Raw genomic sequence first — 17,128 nt, 5'->3', positions numbered from 1 at the left:
CGCCCGGCGTTGTCAGTGGTGGGCCGTACTGTCGGCGGCATGGGATTCGTGACGTTCGTCGACGAGACGACAAGCGGGGGCCGCAGCGACGGCTGGGGGCTGGAGATCGCCGAAGAGCGGCTCAGCGTGCGGGAGTTGATCCGCCGCCGGGTCTTCCAGGAGGTCGCCGAGTACAACGCGCGCACGCCCGAGGTCTTCCAGGGCCTGGTGCAGCCCGAGGACACCGAGCGCGTGCTCAACGGCTACGCGCTGCGGACGCCTCGCCGCATAGACCCGGAGAAGCAGACGGCCCTGGCGCTGAAGGCGTTCGCGGGGAACGGCTTCCTGGTGCTGGTCGGCGACCGCCAGATGACCGAGCTCGACGAGGAGATCGAGCTGGGCCTGTCGACCGAGGTCACCTTCCTCAAGCTCGTGGCACTGGTGGGTGGCTGATGACCGAGTCGACCGAGGGGCGCGCCGAGCTGATCCGGGTCGTCCTCGCGCTGATGGCGGCCGAGGACGCCGAGAGGCTGGCGCCGAAACTGCTGGAGCTCGCCGAGCTGGTCGGTGGCCCATGGGGTGGGCCCGAACAGGAGGTCCTCAAGGCGTTGCGGATCGTCGAACCCCCGTTCCGGCCCCGGCTGATCCACCGTCTCGCCGAGCGGTACTTCGAGCTGGACCAGGGCGCGGACGGCCGCCGGCACATCATGCACATGCTGGCCAACCTGCGGGACCGGACGATCGACGACGACCATCCGCGCGACCTGCGGCCCGTCCTGATCGCCGTGCTGTCCGAGCAGGAGGCGCACCACGACGTGACCCAACTCCTCCGGCTCACCGAGCTGGAACGCGCGGACGGCAACGACCTCCCGGGCGAGTTCGTCGCACTGATCCGCCGCACGCGCCTGACGTCGTGGAACGGAAAGGAACGGCTGAGCCCCTTGGTCGCGACGCTCACCCACCCCGTGGTGAACCCGGGAGAGGCCTGGTCCGACCACGCCCTGGCGGACCTGGCCGGACTCGACGAGGACTGGTCGCGGCTCGTCGCCCACGCGGCCACCGCCACCGCCGCCCGCCCCTCGCCCAAGTGGGAGGAGACCGGGCGGGCCCTGATCGAGGCCGTCGGCCCGGAGCCGGTGCGGCAACGCCTCACGGACTGGCTGCGCCTGGTGGGACGCCCCCGCACCCGCCCCCTCCTCGTCCCGCCGTACGGCACGGACCCCAACGTCACCTTCGACCCGTACAACGCCGACGTCCTGCGCGGACTGACCTGGCTCCTCTCCTTCCTGCCGCCCCACCCCGAGACCGCCCGCACCCTGGGCGCCGTCGTCGAGACCTCGCTCAAGAAGGTCTCCGGCCTGGGCCCGGTCAACCCCAAGGTCGCCAACGCCGGTGTCACCGCCCTGTCCCGCGTCGACGGCGCGGCGGCCCTCGCCGAACTGGCCCGCCTCGCCACCCGGGTCACCTACAAGGGCACGCTCAAGCTCCTCAACACGTCACTCGACGTGCGCGCCGAGGCCATGGGCCTCAGCCGCGGGGAGATAGAGGAACTGGCCGTCCCCGCCTACGGTCTGACGGAGGTGGGCCGTGCCGAGCACCAGCTCGGCGAGACCACGGCGACCATCGAGGTCCACGGCACCAAGACGGCGCTGGGCTGGCGCAACGCCGCCGGCAAGGCCGTGAAGAGCGTCCCGGCCGGCGTCCGCCGCGACCACCCCGACGAGCTCAAGGAGCTCAAGGCCGCCGTCAAGGACATCGACAAGATGCTCTCGGCCCAGAGCGAGCGCCTGGACCGCCAGTTCGTGGCCCGCCGCACCTGGTCCTTCGCCGTCTGGCGCGAGCGCTACCTGGACCACCCCCTTGTCGGCACCCTCGCCCGCCGCCTGCTGTGGACGATCGACGGCACCACGGCCGGCTACGCCGACGGCGCCCTGCGCACCCTCGCCGACACCCCGGTGGACAGCGGCAGCGAGGTCGCGCTCTGGCACCCCGTCGAGCATGAACCCGCAGAGATCGTCGCCTGGCGCGACTGGCTCGAACGCCACGGCATCACCCAGCCGTTCAAGCAGGCCCACCGCGAGGTCTACCTGCTGACGGACGCGGAACGCGCGACCGGCACCTACTCCAACCGCTTCGCCGCGCACTACCTCCGCCAGCACCAGTTCCACGCCCTGGCGGCGGTCCGCGGCTGGCGCAACAAGCTGCGCCTGAGCGTGGACGACGAAGCGCCGCCCGCCACCCGCGAGCTCCCCGAGTGGGGGCTGCGTGCCGAGTACTGGATCGAGGGCGACGGCGGCGAGAACCACGAGGACCTCACCGACTCGGGCAGCTTCCTGCGGCTGCGCACCGACCAGGTCCGCTTCTACCCGATCGACGCGCCGGAGAACTCCGCGCACTGCTGCGGCGGCGAGTACGGCATGTGGCTGCGCGACGGCGCGGAGCCGGTGGACCCGATCCCCGTCTCGGAGATCCCGCCCCTGGTCCTCTCCGAAGTCCTGCGCGACGTGGACCTGTTCGTCGGAGTCGCGAGCGTCGGCAACGACCCGACCTGGCAGGACGGCGGCCCCGGCGGCCGCTTCCGCGAGTACTGGACGTCGTACGGCTTCGGCGAACTGGGCGCGAGTGCCGAGACCCGCCGCACCCTGCTGGAACGCCTGATCCCCAGGCTGGCGATAGCCGACCGCTGCACGCTGGAAGGACGCTTCCTCCAGGTCAAGGGCGACCGCCACACGTACAAGATCCACCTGGGCTCGGGCAACATCCTGCGCACTCCGAACGACCGGTATCTGTGCATCGTCCCGAAGTCCAACCCGTCCGCCCCGCAGGCCGGTTACCTCCCCTACGAGGGCGACCGCATGCTCGCGGTCATCCTCAGCAAGGCGATGATGCTGGCCGCCGACACGAAGATCACAGACCCGACGATCCTGAGCCAGTTGTAGCCGAAGGGCCTCGATGGCACCCGGAGCCGGGAGGACCCCGGCCTCAGCCTCCGCAGCCACCCACCCGCCGCGTGCTCACGGCGATGTCGTCCAGACGCAGGTCGTACGACGACGGGCTCGGGTCGGCCTGGTACAACTGCCAGCCCAGCTTCAGCCTGTCGAAGGTCGGGAAGGTGAACGGGTCGCCGGTGCCCCCGTGTCGGCCGGTCGACACCGTCAGGTCGGGCTGCTCGACGCCGTCGAAGTAGACGGTCACGCGGTTGTCCGTCGCCTCCAGGTGGAACTCGACGCACTGCCAGGTGCCGGCCGTGGCCGGGGCGGAGGTCTTCCAGGACGTCCAGTCACCGGTGAGGCCGAGGTCCGAACCCACGCCCCAGAAGTTGCCGTGGTCGGTGGGCGCGTACTGCCCGCCGAGCGGACGGACGAGCGTGGGGGAGTCGGCCCCGGACGCCTCGGCGACGGTCCAGTGCGCCCAGTCGGGGGCGGTGGGGAAGGCGTCCACCCTCAGACGCAGCCGGGCCCAGTAGCTGTTGCCGGGAGCGGCCAGGTCCGGGAAGACGAGGAAGGCGCGGCCGTTGTCCTCGGTGTGGAGGCGGAGTTCACGGCCATGGCCGGTGGAGCTGGGGGCGACGGTCAGGGTGCCGTCGGCGGTGTCGGCGGTCCAGCCGTGGCCCTTCGTCACCAGGCCCAGAGGGAGGCGGTCGAAGGTCTCGCGGGCGAGGGTGCCGTGCGGGGTGGGGGCCGCCAAGGAGGGGGTGGGGATCGCGAGCAGGAGGGCCGCTGCGGCGGAGAGGGCGGCGGCGGCCTTCTTCAGGAGGGGCATGGGGTCAGTGTGCAACCGGGGTCACCCAAGTCCCAGGTGTCACAGGGGAGTTGGCTGGATCTCAGCCGCTCTTCGGCTGGCCTGCCTTGAGGATCTCCGCGACGTCGAGGGTGAATTCGGCGCCGATGGAGTCGGGGAGAGTGACGACTTCGCCGGGGGCGTGAGGGCGGTGGTTCTCGTATTTGTCCCCGGCGGGGTCGGTGAGGACGTGGAGGCGCTGGTGCTTGCGGTCGACGATGACGTAGACCGGGACCTTCGCCTCCGCGTAGGCGGTGACCTTGGTGCGCAGGTCGGCCCGGTAGTTGCTGGAGGTGACCTCCAGAACCAGGCGGAAGCAGGCGGGGTCGTAGCAGTTGTTTTCGATGGAGTGGTCCCGAAAATCGGCGTCCACCAGGGAGAGGTCGGGGATCGCGTAGTCCTCGGTGCCTGCGGGCAGCCAGAGACCGATGCCCTGGATCAGCCTGGATTCCGACCCATGCAGACCGCCGCCATGAATGGGGCCATAAGCTCGGTCAGGGCATCGCCGTGCGGTCCGTCCGGGGGCGGGCTCACGAGGATCTGGCCTTCGATGATCTCGACGCGGAAGCCCGGGTTGCGCTCGATGAGTCGGTTGGCCTGAGTGATGAGCGGCCGCTCGCCATGAGGCCGCTCGACGGCTGCTGCGGACATCGCGTGCCTCCCGTGGGCTTGTGCCGAGACCGACATCGTAGGCCGCCCCCACCGGTATGTCCTTGACGATCACGTTCACCCGAACGGGTGCCCACACGCCAGAGGACCCCGCTCCCAAAGGAAACGGGGCCCTCACAGCCGTACCGAAATCGACCTCAGAACCGGCGCGTGATCAGCGCCTTCTTCACCTCGGCGATCGCCTTCGTGACCTCGATGCCACGCGGGCAGGCGTCCGTGCAGTTGAAGGTGGTGCGGCAGCGCCACACACCGTCACGGTCGTTGAGGATCTCCAGGCGCTGCTCCCCGGCCTCGTCACGCGAGTCGAAGATGAAGCGGTGGGCGTTGACGATGGCCGCCGGGCCGAAGTACTGGCCGTCGTTCCAGAAGACCGGGCACGAGGAGGTGCAGGCGGCGCAGAGGATGCACTTCGTCGTGTCGTCGAAGCGCTCGCGGTCCTCGGCCGTCTGGAGACGCTCACGCGTCGGCTCGTTCGTGTCCTTCGTGATGAGGAAGGGCATGACGTCGCGGTACGCCTGGAAGAACGGCTCCATGTCGACGACCAGGTCCTTCAGGACCGTCAGACCCTTGATCGGCTCGACCGTGATCGGCTTCTCGGGGTTGATGTCCTTGATGAGGGTCTTGCAGGCAAGACGGTTCTTGCCGTTGATCCTCATCGCGTCCGAGCCGCAGATGCCGTGGGCGCAGGAGCGGCGGAAGGTCAGGGTGCCGTCCAGGTCCCACTTGATCTTGTGGAGGCCGTCGAGGACGCGCTCCTTGGGGTCGATCTCCAGCTGGAAGTCTTCCCAGGTCGCCTCGGCCGAGATCTCCGGGTTGAAGCGGCGGACTCGGAACGTGACCGTGATGTAGGGAGAGGCCGCGGACTCCGCCTCGACCTTGTCCAGAACAGGGGTAGCCATCAGTACTTACGCTCCATCGGCTGGTAGCGGGTCTGGACGACCGGCTTGTAGTCGAGACGGATCGACTCGGCGCCGTCGTCGCCCACCTCGCGGTACGCCATGGTGTGGCGCATGAAGTTGACGTCGTCGCGGTTGGGGTAGTCCTCGCGGTAGTGACCGCCGCGGGACTCCTTGCGGGCGAGCGCGGAGACCGCCATGACCTCGGCGAGGTCGAGCAGGTTGCCGAGCTCGATCGCCTCCAGCAGGTCCGTGTTGAAGCGACGGCCCTTGTCCTGGATCGAGACGTTCTTGTAGCGCTCGCGCAGCTCCGCGATCTTCTCGACCGCCGTCTTGATCGTCTGCTCGGTGCGGAACACCATGACGTTGGCGTCCATGGTCTCCTGCAGCTCCTTGCGGAGCACGGCCACCCGCTCGGTGCCGGTGGAGGCACGCAGCTTCTCGACCTGCTCGACCACGAACTCGGCCGGGTTCTCCGGCAGCTCGACGTAGTCGGCCGTGTGGCTGTACTCGGCGGCGGCGATGCCCGCACGGCGGCCGAAGACGTTGATGTCCAGGAGGCTGTTCGTGCCCAGACGGTTGGCACCGTGCACCGAGACGCAGGCCACCTCGCCGGCCGCGTACAGGCCCGGAACGACCGTGGTGTTGTCCGACAGGACCTCACCCTCGACGTTCGTCGGGATGCCGCCCATGGCGTAGTGCGCGGTGGGCTGGATCGGGATCGGGTCCGTGTACGGCTCGATGCCCAGGTAGGTGCGCGCGAACTCGGTGATGTCCGGGAGCTTCGCGTCCAGCTGCTCCGGCGGGAGGTGGGTGAGGTCGAGGTAGACGTGGTCGCCCTCGGGACCGCAGCCACGGCCCTCACGGATCTCCGTGTAGATGGAGCGGGACACGACGTCACGGGACGCGAGGTCCTTCATGACCGGCGCGTACTTCTCCATGAAGCGCTCGCCGTCCTTGTTGCGGAGGATGCCGCCCTCACCACGGGCGCCCTCCGTCAGCAGGATGCCCATGCGCCAGATGCCGGTCGGGTGGAACTGGAAGAACTCCATGTCCTCCAGCGGCAGACCGCGGCGGTACACCGCGGCCTGGCCGTCACCGGTCAGGGTGTGGGCGTTCGACGTCACCTTGAAGAACTTGCCGGTGCCGCCGGAGGCGTAGATCACGGCCTTCGCCTGGAAGACGTGGATCTCGCCGGTCGCGAGCTCGTACGCCACCACACCGGCCGACTTCTTGACGCCGTCGACCTCGGTGATGAGCTGGTCGAGGACGTAGAACTCGTTGAAGAACTCCACGCCCTCCTTCACGCAGTTCTGGTACAGCGTCTGGAGGATCATGTGGCCGGTGCGGTCCGCGGCGTAGCAGGACCGGCGGACCGGGGCCTCACCGTGGTTGCGGGAGTGACCGCCGAAACGGCGCTGGTCGATCGTCCCGTTCGGCGTCCGGTTGAACGGCAGGCCCATCTTCTCCAGGTCGAGGACGGCGTCGATGGCCTCCTTCGCCAGGATCTCGGCGGCGTCCTGGTCGACCAGGTAGTCACCGCCCTTGACCGTGTCGAAGGTGTGCCACTCCCAGTTGTCCTCTTCCACGTTGGCCAGCGCGGCGGCCATGCCGCCCTGCGCGGCGCCCGTGTGGGAGCGGGTGGGGTAGAGCTTCGTGAGCACGGCGGTACGGCTGCGCTTCGTCGACTCGATCGCGGCGCGCATGCCGGCGCCGCCCGCGCCGACGATGACGGTGTCGTACTTGTGGATCTTCATCAGGAATTCCTCAGCCCCGTGCCTAGCGGATGTTCGGGTCGAAGGTGAAGATCACCAGCGTGCCCAGCAGGATGGTGAACACCGTGGCGGTGTAGAGCAGGCCCTTGAGCCACAGCCGGGTGTTCGCGCGCTCCGCGTAGTCGTTGATGACCGTGCGCAGGCCGTTGGCGCCGTGCAGCATCGCCAGCCAGAGCATCAGCAGGTCCCAGACCTGCCAGAACGGGGACGCCCAACGGCCGGCCACGAAGGCGAAGCCGATCTTGGAGACGCCGCCGTCGAGCACCAGCTGGATCAGCAGGTGGCCGATGACCAGGACGACCAGCACGACGCCGGACAGGCGCATGAACAGCCAGGCCGCCATCTCGAAGTTGCCCCGAGTGGACTTCGGGGTCTTCTTGGTGCGCTTGCGCGGCGCCTCGATCAGCGGGGCCGGGTTGTCGACGTTGTAGAGCTCGCCGCCCTCGACGGGGCCGATCCCGGAGTCGGCGCTCTTCTCGGTAATGGACATACGCGTCAGCTCCCGAACAGTTCACGAGCGGCGTGGCCGAGGACGGGGTAGACCGCCCCGATCATCAGCACGAGCCACAGGCCGACGACCGACCAGAGCAGCTGCTTCTGGTAGCGCGGGCCCTTCGACCAGAAGTCGACGGCGATGACACGCAGGCCGTTGAGCGCGTGGAAGAGGATGGCGGCGACGAGGCCGTACTCCAGCAGCGCAACGATGGGCGTCTTGTACGTGGCTACGACCCTGTCGTAGTCCTCAGGGGAGACACGGACGAGAGCGGTGTCCAGCACGTGAACGAACAGGAAGAAGAAGATGAGGACGCCGGTGACTCGATGAGCCACCCAGGACCACATTCCTTCCCGGCCGCGGTACAGCGTTCCAGCCGGCACGGAAGTCCCTCCGGGAGCGGGGATTGGGGCCGCGCCGGCTTGTGCTGTCGGTCGGGCCCGGCCGGGTACGGTCCACCGGCCCCCAGCATCGTAGCGACGGTTGCCTTCAGGGCTTACGTCGGGCCTACCGGTGTGATCAAAGTGGCACGCGGATGGGTGAGCTTTGCGGCTAATGGGGTGGGGTGTGCTGTTGTGTGCCGGGTGCCGGTTCGTTGTGGCTGGTCGCGCAGTTCCCCGCGCCCCTTAGGGCGTCACACAACCGCTCCCTTGCGAGGCGCCGTAGCTCCTCCGCAGCCACTACCCGTTCCTCCTCCGGGTCGTTCGTCAATCGTGACCTGATGGCTGCGAGTACGTGGTCCAGGGCCTCGCCCGTGGACAGTCCCGCCAGGCAGATCACGAACGCGTGTCCGAACTTCGCCTCGTATGCGGCATGAGCGGCGTCAAGTGCCATATGGGCGATGTCGTAGGTCTCGTCCGGCAGGGCCGTCAATGTCTCGCCCGCCAGGGCCTCCGACAGGTCCGCCGGGGTCAGGTCGTAGGCCGCCTCGTCGGAGGCGGCGAGTAGGGCCGGGGCGTCCGGGTAGGGGCGGTGGGCGGTGATGCGGTCCGCCCAGCGGAGGCTGCGGAGGCAGGTGAGAAGGAGCTTGCGGGCCTCGGCTGCGGGGGCGACGTTGAAGGCGTCCAGGACTGTGGGCAGCGCCGGTATGGCGACTCGGCCAGGAAGGTGTGTGGGCGTCACGTGTGTTTCGGCAGGGGATGCTGGGAGAGGTGTGACGTCACGCTATCGAGTGCGGACATGACGTGTCCGACAGATGCCCGAATTTCACTCGCACGGGAGAGTTTCGGAACGTGTGGTGGACACTTCCGGCCACCCCTACACCCTAGGTTGGGCTCGTGAGCCAGCACAGGCGTCGGCCGCCGGCGCAGAAGGCGCGGCAGGTGAGGACCCGGGCGGTGATCGTGACGGCGGTGGCCGTGACGGTCGCGGCCGGGGTCGGGATCGGGCTGTGGGCCTCGGGGGACGGGGACGACAGCGGTCCCGCGGGGGCCGCGGCGCGCCAGCCCTCCGAGGGGCGGTCGGCCACGTCCGCCGGCCCGTCGTCCGGTTCGCCCGGTCCCAGTCCGAGTCCGACCCGCAGCTATCCCCTCTCGCAGTCCCCCCGGACGATTCCCGCGGTGGCGGCACACACTCCGGAACGGGGGCCGGGCTGGCGGCCGCGGAGCGGGGAGCGGGTGGTGGTGAGCGACGCGGAACTCGCCGACGAGGGGCGGCTGGTCGCGAGTGAGCTGGGGCTGACGTACGCGGGGCAGAAGGGCGACACGCGGGGCGGCGATCTGCGGCTCGTGCTGAACGACGACGCCAGGGGCGATCCGGAGTCGTACACCATGACCGTGCGCGGCGGGCGGGTCACCATCAGCGGGGCCGCCGACGCCGGGGTGTTCTACGGGACACGGACGCTCAAGCAGGAGGTGCACGGCGGGGGCACGGCGCCCGAGGGCGTCGTCAAGGACGCGCCGGCCAAGCCGGTGCGCGGGTTCATGCTGGACATCGCGCGCAAGCACTACACCGCGGGGTGGATCGAGGACCGGGTGCGGGAGCTCGGGGATCTGAAGTTCAACGAGCTGGGGCTGCACTTCTCCGACGACCAGGGGTTCCGGATCGAGTCGACGTCGCATCCCGAGATCGTGTCCGCGCAGCATCTGACCCGGGCCGAGGTGAAGCGGATCATCGACCTCGCCGCCGAACGGCACATCACGATCGTCCCCGAGATCGACTCGCCCGGCCATCTCGGCGCCGTCATCGCGGCGCACCCCAGCCTCCAGCTGCTGAACGCGTCGGGCGTCGCCGCACGGGGTGCGGTGGACATCTCCCAGGACGCGGCCGCGACGATCGTCGACGAGCTGCTCGACGAGTACGCCGACCTGTTCCCCGGTGACCGCTGGAACCTCGGCGGCGACGAGTACCGGGCACTGATGGTGTCCGACCCCGAGGCGTCGTACCCGCAGCTCGCCACCGCCGCGCGGAAGGCGTACGGCACCGGCGGGACCGTCGCCGACCTCACCACCGGCTGGCTCAACGACCGGGCCGACACGGTCCGGAAGCACGGCAAGGCGATGCGCGTGTGGAACGACGGCTTCTTCCGGGGGACGTCCGTGCAGCCGGCCGAGGACCTTCAGGTGGCCTACTGGACCGGCAAGGAGATCGGGGCACGGCAGCCGACGGAGTATCTGAGCGCGGGCCGCGAGCTCATCAACTACAACGACCTGTTCCTCTACTACGTCCTCGGCCAGCCCAACCAGTTCTACTACCCGACGGGTCAGCGGATCTACGAGGAGTGGACCCCGCGCGTGGTGCGCGGCACGCAGGCGGTCGACGCCAAGTACGACGACCAGATCCTCGGCGGCTCCTTCGCGGTGTGGGGCGACTACCCGGGCGCCCAGACGCAGGAGCAGATCGCGGCCGGCATCCGGCTGCCGCTGCGGGCGCTCGTGCAGAAGCTGTGGGACGCGGACAAGCCCCCGCTGACCTGGACGGAGTTCAAGTCCCTAGCGGACCGGCTGGGTTGAGAAAGAGCCTGGACTTACCGGGTTGGCGAACGTATGTTCCCCACTCGTGATCGACAACCGCCATGACCAATTCATCGCGCCGGCCGCCTGGCTCCGGTCGCCGATCGGGCTCGGCCGGGCCGCCGTCGCCGGGCTCGGCGTGGTCGTCGCCACCGATCTGTTCGCCATCGGGTCGGGCGTCTTCGTGTACGACGTGAGCGGCGACCTGGAGAGCGGCGCCCTCCTCGACGGGCGGGCCGAGCTCGCGGACCGGCTCTACTCCGCGGCCGGTGTCGTCCAGACCGTCGCGCTGCTCACGACCGCCGTCCTCTTCCTGTGCTGGTTCCACCGGGTACGGGTCAACGCCGAGGTCTTCGACCCGTACGGGCACGACAAGAAGCGCGGCTGGGCGATCTGGGGCTGGCTCGTGCCGATCGTCAACCTCTGGTACCCGCGCCGGATGACGCTGGACATCTGGGACGCCAGCAGCCCCTGGAGCGCGCCCCGGCCGCACGGGCTGGTCAACACCTGGTGGACGTTCTGGGTGATCGCGATGGGGTTCGGTCGCTCCGCGTCCACCGCGTACCGCAGGGCCGAGAGCGCCGACGAGATCCAGGACGCCGTGGGGCAGCTGATGCTCTCGGACGCCGTCGACGTCGTCGCCGCCGCTCTCGCCATGGCCGTCGTCCTGCGGCTGAACCGGATGCAGTACGAGAAGGCACTCGCGGGCCCGGCCCCCGTACCCGTCTGACGCCCGCCTGAGTCGCGGCGGATTGTCCGATACGGCTGCGAACTGCCGTGCGACTGTGGTGTATTCGGCCCGAGCCGCAGCCGAGTGTGTGCCGGGGGGAGCCGGAATGGGCTACTGGGGGTATTTCGTCGTGGGCCGCAGCGAGCGGCCGCTCAAGGAGCTGGAGGCGCTGGCCGGGGCGGCCGAGGGGCTGAGTCCCAGGGGTGAGGCCGCCGACGGGTGGCAGGTGTGGGAGTACCCGAGCGGGGACGGGGACGTCGGCAGCATGAACGCGCTGGCCCGGGAGACCGGAGCGCCCGCGCTGTTCGGGTATGTGATGGACAGCGCCTGTGTGGTCGTCGAGGCGGCCGGGCCGGAGAGCGGGGCCTGGACGACCTGTCTGGCGCGGGCGGCCATGGCCGGGTACATCGGCGCCGGTCAGGAGGGCCTCGCGCTGGAGGACTACTTCCTGGAGCCGCCCGACGCCGCCGAACGGGCCGCCGCCTGGGCCGAGGAGGCGGGGCGGGCGGTGGACGCCGGGGGACTGCTGGACGTGTTGACCGCCGACCCCGACCCATTGGCCGAAAACCTGTTCTTCCGGCTGCTCGACCGGCTGGCCGTGGTGCCCCTGTGACACTCCGGGGCCGTTGCACGCAGTAAGGGGAAGTGCGGGCTCCGTTAGGGGGTTTCGCAGGCGAAGCGGTGTTGCCGGGCTCCGGACGGCTCGGCGGTACCCCTCAGGGAGGCGTGGATGAGTCTGGTGGAGCTGATCGCTCAGGCCGACGAACGCGGACTGGCCGCCAGCGGGTTGGCTTGTTTGGATCGGTGCGTGCCCCTGCTGGGCGGCGACGACGAGATCCTGCGGCCGCTGTGGGCGAGCCTCGCCGATGGCGGTGCCGGCGACTGGGAGACGGGGCTGCGGGTCGCGCGGGACAAGCTCGCCGGGTCCGTCGACGCCGCCGAGGACGAGGCCGCCGACCATGCCCGCCGGATGCTCGACGCCGCTCCGGCCGCGCTGGACGCCGCCGAGCTGCGGGCGTGGGCCGACGCGTGCTCCGTGGCCTCGCTGCGGATCCACCGGCTGCTCGATCCGGCCGCGGACGACGTCCCGCTCGACGCCCGCCGCGAGGGCCGTACGGAGGGCATGCCCCCGCTCGTCGCCGCCGAACTGCGGCGCCAGGTCACCGTCCTGGAGGTGCTCGCCGGGCACGGCACGGCCGGGCTGCGCCGGGCCCTGGAGGTCTCCGTCGAGGGACGGCGCGTGCTGCGGGCGGTGGTGTCACGACGGGCACGCGGCACGCGCTGACCCCCCGCCTCACCCTGAGGCCCCCTATATCCCTTACATCCCTTACGGCACGAGCCACTTCACCACCGCGTCGCCGTAGTGCGCCGTCTGCCCGTAGAACGCGGTGAGGTCGCGGTGGGCCGCCGCGAAGACGCCGTGCACCTCCGGCTCGGTGTCCGTGCCGCCGTACGCCGGCAGCAGCAGGTCGCGCGCGTCCAGCCACAGGTTCTCGAAGTCGGCCTCGGCGAGATAGGCGGCGACCCGGCTCGTCTGGGCGGCGGTGAGCAGCAGGAACGGAGGCAGGCCGGAGTCGCGGTGCGGTATCGGGCGGCCACCGAGCACCACATGGGTGTGCGGGCCCTCGTCGCCTTGGGTGCCGGCGTAGAGGAGTTCGTTGTCGAGGTAGCCCTTGTCCAGGATCTCTTCGCGATGCCGGCCGATCCGCTCGCGTACGGCGTTCCAGTCGTCCTCGAAGAGCTTCTCCAGCCAGGCCGGGCTGTTGCGCAGGGCCGCGGGCGGTATGGCGCGGAAGTGGAAGTACATGCTCATCAGTGACTGGAGCGCACGGGAACCGTGAAGCGTCACTCACCGGCGGACCACACATGTGAGAGGTGTCCGGATCCGGGTGACGAACGCCACGTCCGGAACGCTCTTGTGGGTGTGACGACACAGTACGAAACCAGGCCCGCGGCGGCGACGAAGCCGGTGCGGTGGGCGGCGGACGCGGTGGCGACCATGCGCGAGGGGGCACGCGTGCGGCTCGACTACTCGGCACAGAGTCTGTGGCGCGTCGACCGGATGATCGACGACCTGCGCCGCGAGGAGACTCCGTACGCCGCCGTGGAGACGGTGCTGCGCGGATTCGGGGCGTACGCCGGTGAGGTGATCGTCCGTCAGACCGGCGCCGAGTGGTGGGCGAGCGGCGGCGACCACTGGATACGCACGCCCGACGGGCGGTTGTGGGATCCGCTCGACGAGGCGCGGCGGTGTTTCGCGGGGAACGGGTCGCTGCGGCTGCTGTGCCGGGACGCGACCGGGGCGGGCCACCGCGGGGACCGGGGGCGGTAGGGGGCCGTAGGGAGGGACGCTCGCGTTCCCCGACGGCCGGACAACGGCAGGGATCCCGCGCGGTGGTGGGGACCCCTGCCGTCGTCTCGGGCGCTTACGGCGTCAGCGTCTGGCCCAGTCGGGCGTCCGTCGGCGTCGCCAGCGTCGTCTTGCTGTAGATCGCCGCCTCCGTGTAGCCGAGCCCCGTGCTGTTGCTCGGGAGGTGGAGGAGGATGCCGTCGCCGCCGTCCTCGTTGTCGGCGCCGAAGGTGAGGTCGGCGCGGCCGTAGCCGGAGAGGTCGGACAGGGAGACCGCGGAGCCGAAGCGGTCGTCGGTCTCCGTGGAGCCGGGGATGCCCGAGGTGTCCTGGGAGACGGCGATCGAACCCGTGCCCGTCAGACCTGCCGAACTGCCCTTCACCAGGATCGCGTTGCCGGCGTTCGTGCGGTTCACGCCGTCGCGGACCAGGTCCTCGCCCGGCGCCCCCGCGAGCGCGTCCGTGTAGCCGTCGGCGTTGTAGTCGCCGACCGAGACGGAGCTGCCGAAGGCGTCGCCGGACTCGTTGCCGCCGGGGACGGACGCGGTGTCCTGGTGGATGGTCGTCATCCCGGTCGTCGTGAAGCCCGTCGAGGTGCCCGGCACCATCGTGATCTGCCCGCCCGACCTGCCGCCGGACTCGGACGCCACCGGCTGGCCGATGACGATGTCGTCGTAGCCGTTGCCGTTGACGTCACCGGCGGCGATGGACCGGCCGCCCTTGACCGAGATGACGCCGGCCTTGGTCAGCCCCGTCGCCGAGCCCGCGAAGCGGACCACACGGCCGATGCCGCCGGTGTCGCGGTAGTTGAGGGCGACGTCCGCGTAGCCGTCCCGGTTGAAGTCGCCGGTCGCGGCGTCGAGGTAGGCGACGGAACCGGTGGCGGTGGTGAGGGTGCCGTAGGTCGTCTTGCCGCCGGTGAGACGGACGTTGTAGTTGCCGCCCTTGCCCGCGCCCGCCGCGAACACGTCCGCCTTGCCGTCGCCGTTGAAGTCGCCGACGGTGACGGTCGAGCCGAGCTTGGCGCCCGCCGCCGTGACCCCTGAAGTGGTGTACGAGAAGCCGGTGTTCAGGGCCGGGCCGTACATCACCGTGACCTGGCCGCGGTCGGCGTTGCCGCTGGTGTCGTCCTCGCCGGGGGCGCCGATCGCGAGGTCGGCGTAGCCGTCGCCGTTCACGTCGCCCCACGCGGTCGAGGTGCCGAAGGCGTCACCGGACTCGGAGGAACCGGGGACGCCGGGGCTGGACTGGGTGAGGGAGACCTTCGCCGCCGTCACCGGCCCGTCGACACTGCCCGGCACGATCCGCACCGCGTTCGCCTTCGGCACGCCGGCGACCAGGTCGGTCACCCCGTCCCGGTTGTAGTCGGAGGTGGCGAGGGCGTGCGAGATGCCCGGTGTCTTCGCGAGCGACGCGATGCGCGACAGCTTGGAGTAGAGGTTGGCGCCGGGGCAGGCGGTGGCGTTGGTGTCCCGGTGGCCGAAGACGCGCGGCAGGGTGATCGAGCTGCCCTTGGCGACCTTGTTGCCGTCGACGCCCGCGTCGCTGCCGGAGACCAGGGTGACCTTGCCGGTCGGGTCGATGCCGTACATGCCGAACTTCCACGCCACGATCCGCGCGATGGAGTCCAGCGCGGCCTTGCTGGGCTGGGCGCTCTCGTAGTTGCCGATGTACGAGATGCCGACCGTGTTGGTGTTGAACCCGATGTCGTGCGCGCCGATCACCGGCAGGTCCATGCCGCCGCTGCGGCCCTCGAAGATCTGGCCGCACTTGTCGACGACGAAGTTGTAGCCGATGTCGTAGTAGCCGCGCGCGAAGTGCTCCTGCTGGATGGAGCGCATCCGGGCCCGGGAGTCGGCGCAGGACAGCGTGTTGTCACTGTCCATGCCGGTGTGGTGGATGACGGCGGCCTTGATCTCGGTGCCGTAGCCCGGTGTGCCGTCGTAGTCCGTCGACGCACCCCACTCCGCCTGGGTGATGACCGGCGGCTGCACGACCGTGGAGGGCCGCGGGGCCGGGACGGTGGAGGTGGGGGAGGGAGACGCGGTGGCGGTCTCCGTCGGAGAAGGCGACGCCGAGTCGGTCGGCGACTCCGAGGCCGACGGCGACTCGGAAACCGACGGCGACACCGACTCGCTCGGCGAGGCCTCCGGCGTCGTCGTCTCCGCCACGAACGCCGCGGGCTCCGCGGCCTCCGCGGAGGCCGCCGACACCCCGCTGCCCCGGGGGTCCGTCCCCGGGTCCAGCAGCTTGACGTCCATCCCGGCCGGCTGGCCGCCCGCCTCGGTGCCGTCGGCGTGGACCACCCGCACCTCGACGCCGTCCGAGTCGCCGGTCCACAGCGACTCCGTACCGCCGCGCAGCGCCGCCCGCTCGCCCTCGGCACCGTCGGCCTGGCTGGGGTCGACGGTCAGCTTCTGCCAGCCGGACCACTTGCCGGTCTCCAGGTCCCGGGTCCGCACCTCGGGCCGGCCCTTGGCCTGGGCCTCGGCGTCGTCCCAGGTCAGCAGGACCGCGCTGAACCGCTCCGTGCCGCGCTTGGCGAGACCCTTGCGACCCGCGCCCTCGCTCTGGAGCTTCAGTGTGTGGATGGCGGGCTTGCGGCTGCCCGCCTTGCCGTCGGACTGCGCGCCCTGGTCCGCCATCGCGTACGTCACGATGCCCGCGCCGCTCAGTACGACGGCCCCGGCGGTCAGCCAGGCCCGTTTCCTGAGACCGATCGGTCTGTACGCACGGCTCCTGCGAGGACTCAACTACCCCACCCCTGTGAAATGAACTCGGTCGCATCACCTGCCACTTGGGCAGCACTTACACACAGCGCATGGCTCTGGCCAAACATCACTGGCCGAAAGGGTTGTACGGCGCCCGTGGTTTTCCTGTGTGGGAATCGCCACGCCCGCGCCCCGTGATGTTCAGGGGACGGCATCCGCTGGAACAGCGGGAGAGCCGAGCGAATGGGGTGGGGGCTCATGGGGAAGCAGGTTGAACGCGTCACCTGCGCGGGCGGGATGCGGGGACAGGCGGCGGAGTTCGTGACCCGGGTCACGGCGCGCGGCAGGCTGCCGCTGGACTACTCGGTGGCCAGCCTGCGCGTCGTCGACTTCCTGATCGACGGACTGCGCAAGGGCGGCGCCGACCAGGACCGGGCGCGCGAGCCGCTGGCGGGTCTCGGTGCCTACGTCGGTGAGGTGCTGGTGCGCCGGGCGGGCGCGGTGTGGGTCGACCTGGACGAGTTGCAGCGCACGTACTTCGGCCAGGAGGTCGGCGTCCGGATGCCCGACGGCCGGGTCTGGAACCCGCTGGGCAAGGTCCTCAACCGCTTCACGTCGGGCGGCCCCGAGGACTCCCTGCAGACTTTCTATCTCACCCTGCACGGACGGGTCCGCCGGACCGCCGCCTGAGAAGGGCGGGCCCCGGGCGTGCAGTGACACTTCCGCGCGGCCCGGCGCTGTTGTGCGTGAAGGACTTGCGCAAGGGCGACCGCATCTGACGGTGTGAGATCGCCG

16 protein-coding genes and 1 pseudogene are annotated in these 17,128 nt (G+C 70.3%); 8 read left to right on the top strand and 9 right to left on the bottom strand.

All coding sequences use genetic code 11. From position 1 onward, the window contains the following. Positions 1–39 precede the first annotated feature (39 nt). Both ACIHIX_RS03225 and ACIHIX_RS03220 read left to right on the top strand, forming a co-directional pair. Positions 40–432 (top strand): hypothetical protein, encoded by a 393-nt coding sequence (locus ACIHIX_RS03225; RefSeq protein WP_399949141.1) that lies wholly within the window; start codon positions 40–42, stop codon positions 430–432. After that, positions 432–2,918, top strand: coding sequence for a DUF4132 domain-containing protein (locus ACIHIX_RS03220; RefSeq protein ID WP_399949139.1), 2,487 nt, complete (start codon positions 432–434; stop codon positions 2,916–2,918). The genes ACIHIX_RS03225 and ACIHIX_RS03220 overlap by 1 nt, the downstream gene beginning before the upstream one ends. 43 nt (positions 2,919–2,961) lie before the next feature. Here the strand turns inward: ACIHIX_RS03220 and ACIHIX_RS03215 are convergent, their stop codons facing one another. The 7 genes and pseudogenes from ACIHIX_RS03215 to ACIHIX_RS03185 form a co-directional block, all read right to left on the bottom strand. Further along, positions 2,962–3,741, bottom strand: coding sequence for a hypothetical protein (locus tag ACIHIX_RS03215; RefSeq protein ID WP_399949137.1), 780 nt, complete (start codon positions 3,739–3,741; stop codon positions 2,962–2,964). A gap of 61 nt (positions 3,742–3,802) precedes the next feature. Continuing rightward, positions 3,803–4,410, bottom strand: a pseudogene (locus ACIHIX_RS03210) (Uma2 family endonuclease). 155 nt (positions 4,411–4,565) lie between these two features. Continuing rightward, positions 4,566–5,327, bottom strand: a complete 762-nt coding sequence (locus tag ACIHIX_RS03205) for a succinate dehydrogenase iron-sulfur subunit (protein WP_046261720.1) — start codon at positions 5,325–5,327, stop codon at positions 4,566–4,568. Then, on the bottom strand, positions 5,327–7,081 hold the full coding sequence (sdhA, locus tag ACIHIX_RS03200) for a succinate dehydrogenase flavoprotein subunit (protein ID WP_399949135.1): 1,755 nt from the start codon (positions 7,079–7,081) through the stop codon (positions 5,327–5,329). Before sdhA ends, ACIHIX_RS03205 begins: the two co-directional genes overlap by 1 nt. Positions 7,082–7,103: 22 nt before the next feature. Then, a complete protein-coding gene (locus tag ACIHIX_RS03195) occupies positions 7,104–7,589 on the bottom strand; it encodes a succinate dehydrogenase hydrophobic membrane anchor subunit (RefSeq protein WP_399949133.1) in 486 nt (161 codons plus the stop codon). A gap of 5 nt (positions 7,590–7,594) precedes the next feature. Next, positions 7,595–7,975 (bottom strand): succinate dehydrogenase, cytochrome b556 subunit, encoded by a 381-nt coding sequence (gene sdhC, locus ACIHIX_RS03190; RefSeq protein ID WP_399949131.1) that lies wholly within the window; start codon positions 7,973–7,975, stop codon positions 7,595–7,597. 169 nt (positions 7,976–8,144) lie between these two features. After that, positions 8,145–8,714 (bottom strand): 2-oxo-4-hydroxy-4-carboxy-5-ureidoimidazoline decarboxylase, encoded by a 570-nt coding sequence (locus ACIHIX_RS03185; protein ID WP_399949129.1) that lies wholly within the window; start codon positions 8,712–8,714, stop codon positions 8,145–8,147. 155 nt (positions 8,715–8,869) lie between these two features. Here ACIHIX_RS03185 and ACIHIX_RS03180 point away from each other — a divergent pair, with 155 nt between their 5' ends. The 4 genes from ACIHIX_RS03180 (at position 8,870) to ACIHIX_RS03165 (ending at position 12,558) form a co-directional block, all read left to right on the top strand. Then, positions 8,870–10,543, top strand: coding sequence for a glycoside hydrolase family 20 protein (locus ACIHIX_RS03180; protein WP_399949127.1), 1,674 nt, complete (start codon positions 8,870–8,872; stop codon positions 10,541–10,543). Positions 10,544–10,589: 46 nt separating this feature from the next. After that, positions 10,590–11,273 (top strand): DUF4328 domain-containing protein, encoded by a 684-nt coding sequence (locus ACIHIX_RS03175; protein WP_399949125.1) that lies wholly within the window; start codon positions 10,590–10,592, stop codon positions 11,271–11,273. Positions 11,274–11,379: 106 nt separating this feature from the next. Continuing rightward, positions 11,380–11,886 carry a hypothetical protein gene (locus ACIHIX_RS03170; RefSeq protein ID WP_399949123.1) on the top strand — a complete coding sequence of 169 codons (507 nt, stop codon included), beginning with the start codon at positions 11,380–11,382 and terminating at the stop codon, positions 11,884–11,886. Positions 11,887–12,003: 117 nt separating this feature from the next. Further along, on the top strand, positions 12,004–12,558 hold the full coding sequence (locus ACIHIX_RS03165) for a hypothetical protein (RefSeq protein ID WP_399949121.1): 555 nt from the start codon (positions 12,004–12,006) through the stop codon (positions 12,556–12,558). A gap of 42 nt (positions 12,559–12,600) precedes the next feature. Here the strand turns inward: ACIHIX_RS03165 and ACIHIX_RS03160 are convergent, their stop codons facing one another. Further along, on the bottom strand, positions 12,601–13,086 hold the full coding sequence (locus ACIHIX_RS03160) for a DUF1877 family protein (RefSeq protein WP_399949119.1): 486 nt from the start codon (positions 13,084–13,086) through the stop codon (positions 12,601–12,603). Between the two features lie 111 nt (positions 13,087–13,197). On the opposite strand from ACIHIX_RS03160, the gene ACIHIX_RS03155 reads away from it, so the two are divergent. Further along, a complete protein-coding gene (locus ACIHIX_RS03155) occupies positions 13,198–13,605 on the top strand; it encodes a hypothetical protein (protein WP_399949117.1) in 408 nt (135 codons plus the stop codon). Positions 13,606–13,699: 94 nt separating this feature from the next. Here the strand turns inward: ACIHIX_RS03155 and ACIHIX_RS03150 are convergent, their stop codons facing one another. Then, on the bottom strand, positions 13,700–16,375 hold the full coding sequence (locus ACIHIX_RS03150; RefSeq protein WP_399949116.1) for an N-acetylmuramoyl-L-alanine amidase: 2,676 nt from the start codon (positions 16,373–16,375) through the stop codon (positions 13,700–13,702). Positions 16,376–16,591: 216 nt separating this feature from the next. On the opposite strand from ACIHIX_RS03150, the gene ACIHIX_RS03145 reads away from it, so the two are divergent. Next, positions 16,592–17,023 (top strand): hypothetical protein, encoded by a 432-nt coding sequence (locus ACIHIX_RS03145; RefSeq protein ID WP_399949114.1) that lies wholly within the window; start codon positions 16,592–16,594, stop codon positions 17,021–17,023. Positions 17,024–17,128 lie beyond the last annotated feature (105 nt).

This window comes from Streptomyces sp. NPDC051913 (assembly GCF_044593635.1).
Taxonomy (GTDB): domain Bacteria; phylum Actinomycetota; class Actinomycetes; order Streptomycetales; family Streptomycetaceae; genus Streptomyces.
Note: the sequence above shows the minus strand (reverse complement) of the source record. Positions and strands in the feature narration are given on the sequence as shown.